The following is a 7,782-nucleotide window of genomic DNA, read 5'->3' on the forward strand; positions in this document are numbered from 1 at the left end:
GCACTGTAGCGCCCCGCGACTGCAACTGATCCGGTCGCCGGCGCGCACACTGAGACTGTTCTCCCGGCGACCATGCGGGGAGAATCGCGCGCAACCCATGAACATCCCACGCTTCTGGCGGACCCTGCTGTTCGCCGCCTGCGGCCTCGCGACGCTGCCGCCTGCCGCCGCCGCGACGCCCGCGCGCGTCCCCGACACCATCGAGCAGCGCGTGGCCGCCTGCATCGCCTGCCACGGCCGCGAAGGCGCCAGCACCAACGCGGGCTACTTCCCGCGCCTGGCCGGCAAGCCCGAGGGCTACCTCTACAACCAGCTGCTGAGCTTTCGCGACGGGCGGCGCTTCAACAGCGACATGGTCCACATGGTGCGCCACCTCTCGGACGCCTACCTGCGCGAGATCGCAGGCTACTTCGCCCAGCTCGACCTGCCCTATCCGCCCGTGCCCACCCGCACCGACGCGTCGGAGCAAAGCCTGCAACACGGCAAGACTCTCGCCCTGCAAGGCGATGCGCGGCGCGGCATTCCGGCCTGCACGCAATGCCATGGCGAGGCGCTCACCGGCGTCGCGCCCGCCATTCCCTCGCTGCTCGGCCTGCCGCGCCTCTACCTCGCGTCGCAACTCGGCGACTGGCTCAACAACGGCCGGCATGCGCTGCCGCCCGATTGCATGGCCCAGGTGGGACGCAGGCTGAACTCGGCCGACATCAACGCGGTGGCGAGCTGGCTGGCCCTGCAGCCGGTACCGGCGAATCCGAAGCCGGCGCCTGCATTGCCGGGACCGTTGCCGATGCCCTGCAGCGCGATGGGGAACTAGGGCCATGCGACGCATCCTCTACGCGCTGCTTGGCGTCTTCGCGCTGCTGGTGCTGGCCGCGCTCGTGATCGTCGCGCTGAACCTGCGCGGCGAAGACAAGCTGCCCGAGGTCCCGGCCGCTTTCACTGCCACGCCGGCCCAGGTCGAACGCGGCCGCTATCTCGCGCTCGCCGGCAATTGCGCCGGCTGCCACACGACGCGCGGCGGTGCGACCTATGCCGGCGGGCTCGGCATCGAGACGCCCTTCGGCACCGTGTACGCGAGCAATCTCACGCCACACGACAAGGCCGGCATCGGCCGCTGGAGCGCCGCGCATTTCTGGCGCGCGCTGCACAACGGCCGCTCGATGGACGGGCGCCTGCTCTACCCGGCCTTTCCCTATCCGAGCTTCACGCACGTCACGCGCGAGGACTCGGACGCGATCTATGCCTACCTGCGGACCGTCCCGCCCGCGCCGACCCCGAACGCGCCGCACAAGTTGCGCTTCCCCTACGACACGCAGGCGGCCATCGCCGTCTGGCGCGCACTGTTCTTCACGCCGGGCAGCTTCGTCGCTGATCCCGCCAAGCCGGCCGAGTGGAACCGGGGCGCCTACCTCGTCGACGGCCTGGGCCACTGCATCGCCTGCCACGGCACGCGCAACGTGCTGGGCGCCACCGAGGAGAAGCTGGGCCTGGCGGGCGGCCCGGTCGAGAACTGGTATGCGCCCTCGCTCAATTCCAGGCGCGAGGCCGGCGTCGCGGACTGGGACACGCAGCACGTGGTCGCGCTGCTCAAGAACGGCACCTCGCCGCGCGGCTCGGTGATGGGACCGATGGCCGACGTGGTGTATCGCAGCACCCAGCATCTGAGCGATGCCGACCTCGGCGCCATGGCGGCGTTTCTCAAGCAGTTGCCAGAACGCGTGCCGACTGCTGCAGCGACAGCACCCGCGGGCCGCGACGCGCGCGTGATGGCACGCGGCGCGCAGATCTATGACCAGCGCTGCGCGTACTGCCACGGCGACGCCGGCCAGGGCGCCGAGGGCGCCTACCCGCCGCTCGCGGGCAATCGCGTGGTCCAGATGGACTCCACCGTTAACCTGGTGCAGATAGTGCGCCACGGCGGTTTCCTGCCGGCCACGGCGGGCAATCCGCGCCCCTACGGCATGCCGCCCTTCGGCCATGTGCTCGACGACGACGGCATCGCCGCCGTGCTGACCTACATCCGCGGCTCGTGGGGCAACCATGCGCCCCAGGTCACGCGGCGGGAAACGACGCGCCGCTGAAACGTCCCGCTCAGTACGAGCCCGGCGGCGGCGCGGTGGCCAGCTTGAAGCGCGCGGCCGGCCCGATCCTGCTGACGATCGAGGCGCGCGCCGCGCCGACGAGGCGGCCCACGGGCGCCTTGAGGGTGTCCAGGGCAGGTGAATCGCCGGGGTAGGCCGGCGACAGTCCGCATCTGCGCAGGACCCGGTTCACCTGGTGGACGCGAGCGGTCTTGCGCGTGGCCGAGGTGTAGAAGGTCACGCCGATCGAGATCGACACGCGGTCCCCTGGCGAGGTCCAGGCCGTATCGGAACTCGTCATGTGCGGCGAGGTGCTGGGGAAATAGACGCCGTCTCCCGGACGGGCGTTGAACTCGCGGCTGAGAGGCCTGAACTCCTCCTTGAAGCGCACCTTTCTGAGCGAATGGGTGACGATGAAATCCTCCACCGCCTCGGCCGGCACGATGCTGCGATCCCTGTGATCCCAGACGTTCAGGGTCTTGCGCCCGTGCAGTTGCAGCCAGAGGTTGTTTTCGCGATCGATGTGAAAAGGCGTCACCGAGGGCGGCACCGTGATGAAGATGAAGCCATTCACCCGGAAGATGCCGGGCTGCTCGCGCTCGATCTGTGCGCGCATCGTGCCCACGATCTCGTCGAGCAAGGCCTGGTAGCGCGGAATGACTTCGATGTTGTAGAGCGCGAGCCAGGCATTCAGCTCTTCGATGCGCTCGAAACACTCGTCGATGCTGCGACCGTCCGGATGCAGGGCGTCGTGCGCGATCTTGGAAGCCGGCGTGACGTCGTGCCGCATGAACCGGCACTGGCTGAAGGGCACGAGTTCCTTGGCGAGCCTGGCCAGCTCGTGCATCTGGAACAGGGGATGCTCGTGCATGTTGTGGTGCAACGCGGCAACCCTGTAGGTGGAAAAACTCGCAGCGTCGTCTGCCCACACACGGTGGGCTGCAGGGGGCGCCACGGCAAACTGGCTGCAATCTCCCATTGCGAATCTCCCCGGCGCGCTCCGTCGCGTCTAATACTTTCGTTTAACTTTCCACAGGCAGATTAGACGGCAGCCGGCGAGAACGGACCACCTCTAGACCGCGCACGGAACAAGGTTGTCGCATGCGATCATTTGACACTCACATCATGGGAAGGTTGAAGCTCCTCGCCACTTGCAACACCGTCTGGAAATAGGAGATTCGATGAACGACAGCCTGGCGATGCCGTCGCCCGCCTCTGCACTGAGCCTGCAGATCGAAGGCATGACCTGCGCATCCTGCGTCTCGCGCGTCGAGAAGGCGCTGGCCAAGGTGCCGGGCGTGGCTTCCGCGGCGGTGAATCTGGCCACGGAGCGCGCCGAGGTCGAGCTCACGGACCGCACGCTCGATGTGCACAGCCTGATCGCCGCGGTGCAGAAGGCAGGCTATGCCGCGCACGAGGCCGAGGAGGAAGCACCGATCGCGCCGGCCACCGCCGCCCGCCGCTGGCCCGATTGGTGGCCGGTCGCCGTGGCGGCCCTGTTCTCGGCGCCGCTCGTGCTGCCGATGCTCGGCTCGATGGTCGGCAGGACCTGGATGCTCGAGGGCTGGCTGCAGCTCGCGCTGGCGACGCCGGTGCAGTTCTGGCTCGGCGCCCGCTTCTACCGCGCCGGATGGAAGGCGCTGCAGGCCGGCACCGGCAACATGGACCTGCTGGTGGCGCTCGGCACCAGCGCCGGCTACGGCCTGAGCGTCTACCTGCTCTACGCGCATGCGGACCACGGCATGCCACCGCACCTGTACTTCGAGGCCTCGGCGGTGGTGATCACGCTGGTGCTGCTGGGCAAGTGGTTGGAGACCCGCGCCAAGCGCCAGACCACCGAGGCGATCCGCGCCTTGAATGCATTGCGGCCCGAGCGCGCCCGTGTGCGCCGCGACGGCGTGGACCGCGAAGTGGCGCTCGGGCAGGTCCAGGTCGGCGACCTGGTGGTGGTGCGGCCCGGCGAGCGCGTGCCGGTGGACGGCGTCGTGCTCGAAGGCGCGAGCGAGGTCGACGAATCGCTGATCACCGGCGAGAGCCTGCCGGTCGCCAGGCAGGCGGACGACGCGGTGACCGGCGGCGCCGTCAACGGCCAAGGCCTGCTGGTGGTCCGGACCACCGCCGTGGGCGCGGAATCGACGCTCGCGCGCATCGTGCGGCTGGTCGAATCCGCGCAAGCGAAGAAGGCGCCGATCCAGCGCCTGGTCGACCGGGTCAGCAGCGTATTCGTGCCGGTCGTCATCGGCATCGCGTTCGCGACCGTGCTCGGCTGGGGCTTCGGCACGGGCGACTGGGAGGCAGCGATCCTCAACGCGGTGGCCGTGCTGGTGATCGCCTGCCCCTGCGCGCTCGGCCTGGCGACGCCGACCGCGATCATGGCCGGCACCGGCGTGGCCGCGCGGCACGGGGTGCTGATCAAGGACGCCGAGGCGCTCGAAGTGGCGCACAGCGTGAAGATCATCGCTTTCGACAAGACGGGCACGCTGACCGAGGGCCGGCCGGAGCTGGTGGCCTTCGAAGCGGTGGACGGCGATGCGGCCGCCCTGCTGCGCGCGAGCGCGGCGATCCAGGCGGGCAGCGAGCATCCGCTGGCGCACGCGGTGCTCGCGCGAGCCCGTGGGATGGGCCTCGAAATACCGCGCGCCGGCGACGTGCGCGCCGTGGCCGGGCGCGGCATGGCGGCCACGGTCGAGGGCCGGACGCTGCGCCTGGGCAGCACGCGTCTCATGCGCGAGCTCTCGGTGCCGCTGGGCAAGCTCGATGCACGCGCGTCGCAGCTGCAGGCCGAAGGCCGCACGGTGTCCTGGCTGGCCGACGTCGGCGAAGGCCCGAAGCTGATCGGCCTCCTCGCCTTCGGCGATGCACCCAAGCAAAGCGCCGCGGCGGCCATCGCGCGATTGCACGCGCAAGGCATCCGTACGGCGCTGGTCACCGGCGACAACCGCGGCAGCGCCGAGACGGTGGCGAAACTGCTGAAGATCGACACCGTGCGCGCCGAGGTGCTGCCCGAAGACAAGGCCGCGGTGGTCGCGCAACTGAAGGCCGAGGGCCGGCGCGTTGCGATGGTGGGCGACGGCATCAACGATGCGCCGGCGCTGGCCGCGGCCGACGTCGGCATCGCGATGTCCACCGGCACCGACGTCGCGATGCATGCGGCCGGCATCACGCTGATGCGCGGCGACCCGGCCTTGGTGAGCGACGCGATCGACATCTCGCGCCGCACCTACGCCAAGATCCGGCAGAACCTGTTCTGGGCCTTCGTCTACAACGTGGTCGGCATCCCGCTCGCCGCCTTCGGCCTGCTGAGCCCGGTGATCGCCGGCGCGGCGATGGCTCTCAGCAGCGTGAGCGTGGTGAGCAATGCGCTGCTCCTGCGGCGCTGGAAAGGAAGCGCGCAATGAGCAGCAGCCAGGCGGTGCTCGGCATGGAGCCCTTCAACATCGGCGAGGCCTCGGCCCGCTCCGGCGTCTCGGCCAAGATGGTGCGGCACTACGAATCGCTCGGGCTGGTGCCCAAGGTGAACCGCACCGATGCCGGGTACCGGCAGTACACGGTCAACGACGTGCACACGCTGCGCTTCATCCGCCGCGCGCGCGATCTCGGCTTCAGCATGGCCGAGATCGCCGAGCTGCTGAAGCTGTGGCAGAACAAGCGCCGCGCGAGCGCAGATGTCAAGCGCATCGCGCTGGCCCACGCAGACGACCTGCGCCGGCGCATCGAGGAAATGGAAGCCATGAAGCGCACCCTCGAACGCCTGGCCGAGTGCTGCCACGGCGACCACCGGCCCGATTGCCCGATCCTCGACGAGCTGGCCGAGGACTGAAAAGCCTCGGCGCGCGGCTGGCACACCTGGCGGGCTCATGCTTGCGCTCGCTCGGCGCGACGTAGGCGAAGTCCACCGATCTGCCGTTCGCTTTCTGTCATTGAAATGGAGGACATACAAATCCACGCCGACTGGCAATGATGACCACTCCAATTCAAGGAGGAGACAAATATGAGTGGTTTCACCGGTTTTCGCGCCGCCTCCGCGGTTCTCGCGGCCATGTCCGCACTGGCGGCCTGCGGTGGCGGCGGTGGCGGTGGCGGCGGCGGTGGTTTGGCGATCGGTGCGGCGCCCGACATCTTTGCGCTGAGCGCCAGCGAAGTCGCTGCATCGATCTGCAACGGGACCTTCACCAGTGAATCTGTGACTCGCGGCTATTTGGCGCGCGCAAAAGCACGGCCGGATCTGAACGCGTTCGTGACGCTGGACGAGGCGGGGGCGATCAAAGCAGCCCAAGCCGCCGATGCACGCCGCAACACGGGGGCCGAGTGCCTGCCTCTTCAAGGTGTCCCGATCGTGGTCAAGGACAACATCCAGTCCGCAGGACTGCCGGCGACGGCTGGAACGCCAGCGCTGAAGGACTTCGTGCCTGCAGCGGATGCGCCGGTGCTGAAAAAGCTGCGTGATGCAGGGGCGGTGGTGCTCGGCAAGACGAACATGCATGAACTCGCTTTCGGCATCTCCGGCTACAACCCCGCTTTCAACACAAGCGCCAACGTAGGCGTTCGCAATGCCTATGACGCCACCAAGATGGCGGGCGGATCCTCCTCCGGATCGGCAGCGGCCATCGGAGCCCGGATGGCGCCCGCAGGGCTCGGAACCGACACCGGCGCTTCCGTGCGCCTACCCTGTGCGCTCAATGGCTGCGCCGCACTCCGACCGACCGTTGGCCGGTACTCCCAGGCAGGTATCGCCCCCATTTCCCATACGCGCGACACGGCTGGTCCGATGGCTGTCAGCATGAACGACGTCGAACTCATGGACCGTGTCATTGCGGGCGGCTCGCCCGTGGCAGCGGCCGATCTCGCGACGGTCAGGGTTGGCCTGGTGGCGGACTTCCAGGCCAACATGGATGCAGACACTCGTACCGCCTTCGATGCTGCGCTGGCCAAGCTCAAGGCCGCCGGCGTGACGGTGGTCGAAGTGGGCGTGCCTGATCTCGCGACGCTCAATAGCAACGTGAGCTTCCCGGTTGCCTTCTATGAGGCGTACGACGACATGGTGAGCTACCTGGCAAGCACCAACACCGGCGTGACCATCGAGCAAATGGTCGCCTCGGTCGCCAGCCCCGATGTCAAGGGAACGTACGAGGCCCTGGTGATTCCGCGCAAGCTGCCAACGCCGAACGGATTGATCGACAACGCGCCCGTCTACAACGAAGCCATGACCGTCCACCGGCCCGCGCTGATCAAGCTCTACGCCGACACCTTCGCAGCGAACAAGCTGGACGCATTGATCTTTCCGACGGTGCCAAAGGTCGCACTGACCGCGAACGCCGAATCAAGCAGCGTCGATAACTTTGTTTCGTTCATTCAGAACACCGATCCGGGAAGCAATGCCGGCATCCCGGGTGTGCAGGTGCCCATCGGACTTGGCGCCAGCAGCAAGTTGCCGATCGGCTTGGAGCTGGACGGTCCTGCCGGAAGCGACCGCCGCCTGGTTGCCATCGGTGTTGCCATCGAGGCGCTGCTCGGACGCATCGCACCGGCACGCTGATATCGCCAAGCGCAGTGGACAAAAAATGGGCCCTAAGGCCCATTTTTTTGCGATGGCTCGATTCCAACCCCGAATCTGTCGGCAGCCACTCTACAATTTCGGCAATGACCAGCTTTCGCGCAATCCTGCTGTGGCTCATGATGCTCGCGGTGCCCTTCCAGGGCT

6 protein-coding genes are annotated in these 7,782 nt (G+C 68.0%); 5 read left to right on the plus strand and 1 reads right to left on the minus strand.

Annotated features, from left to right (window positions below; all coding sequences use genetic code 11):
* Nucleotides 1–97: 97 nt before the first annotated feature.
* Together AC3A6B_RS26700 and AC3A6B_RS26705 are read left to right on the plus strand one after the other, a co-directional pair.
* Complete coding sequence (locus AC3A6B_RS26700) at nucleotides 98–814, plus strand: c-type cytochrome (protein ID WP_487839663.1); 717 nt, start codon at nucleotides 98–100, stop codon at nucleotides 812–814.
* A 4-nt stretch (nucleotides 815–818) separates the two neighbouring features.
* Nucleotides 819–2,081 carry a c-type cytochrome gene (locus AC3A6B_RS26705; RefSeq protein ID WP_487839664.1) on the plus strand — a complete coding sequence of 421 codons (1,263 nt, stop codon included), beginning with the start codon at nucleotides 819–821 and terminating at the stop codon, nucleotides 2,079–2,081.
* Between the two features lie 10 nt (nucleotides 2,082–2,091).
* On the opposite strand, the gene AC3A6B_RS26710 is transcribed toward AC3A6B_RS26705, so the two are convergent.
* The gene (locus AC3A6B_RS26710) at nucleotides 2,092–2,952 is read right to left on the minus strand and encodes a JmjC domain-containing protein (RefSeq protein ID WP_487839665.1); all 861 of its coding nucleotides are present in this window, start codon (nucleotides 2,950–2,952) and stop codon (nucleotides 2,092–2,094) included.
* A 310-nt stretch (nucleotides 2,953–3,262) separates the two neighbouring features.
* Here AC3A6B_RS26710 and AC3A6B_RS26715 point away from each other — a divergent pair, with 310 nt between their 5' ends.
* From AC3A6B_RS26715 to iaaH, 3 genes are all read left to right on the plus strand, one after another.
* The gene (locus tag AC3A6B_RS26715) at nucleotides 3,263–5,479 is read left to right on the plus strand and encodes a heavy metal translocating P-type ATPase (protein WP_487839666.1); all 2,217 of its coding nucleotides are present in this window, start codon (nucleotides 3,263–3,265) and stop codon (nucleotides 5,477–5,479) included.
* Nucleotides 5,476–5,901, plus strand: a complete 426-nt coding sequence (cueR, locus tag AC3A6B_RS26720) for a Cu(I)-responsive transcriptional regulator (protein WP_487839667.1) — start codon at nucleotides 5,476–5,478, stop codon at nucleotides 5,899–5,901. The genes AC3A6B_RS26715 and cueR overlap by 4 nt, the downstream gene beginning before the upstream one ends.
* Before the next feature lie 171 nt (nucleotides 5,902–6,072).
* Nucleotides 6,073–7,617, plus strand: a complete 1,545-nt coding sequence (gene iaaH, locus AC3A6B_RS26725; RefSeq protein ID WP_487839668.1) for an indoleacetamide hydrolase — start codon at nucleotides 6,073–6,075, stop codon at nucleotides 7,615–7,617.
* Nucleotides 7,618–7,782: the final 165 nt, after the last annotated feature.

Source organism: Variovorax sp. Soil_C_33 (assembly GCF_057656935.1).

What these genes read in the sequence shown, in the direction of transcription:
- AC3A6B_RS26705 (WP_487839664.1), top strand. Translation starts at nt 819, where the DNA reads ATGCGACGCATCCTCTACGCGCTGCTTGGCGTCTTCGCGCTGCTGGTG.
- AC3A6B_RS26710 (WP_487839665.1), bottom strand. Translation starts at nt 2,952, where the DNA reads ATGCACGAGCATCCCCTGTTCCAGATGCACGAGCTGGCCAGGCTCGCC.
- AC3A6B_RS26700 (WP_487839663.1), top strand. Translation starts at nt 98, where the DNA reads ATGAACATCCCACGCTTCTGGCGGACCCTGCTGTTCGCCGCCTGCGGC.
- iaaH (WP_487839668.1), top strand. Translation starts at nt 6,073, where the DNA reads ATGAGTGGTTTCACCGGTTTTCGCGCCGCCTCCGCGGTTCTCGCGGCC.
- cueR (WP_487839667.1), top strand. Translation starts at nt 5,476, where the DNA reads ATGAGCAGCAGCCAGGCGGTGCTCGGCATGGAGCCCTTCAACATCGGC.
- AC3A6B_RS26715 (WP_487839666.1), top strand. Translation starts at nt 3,263, where the DNA reads ATGAACGACAGCCTGGCGATGCCGTCGCCCGCCTCTGCACTGAGCCTG.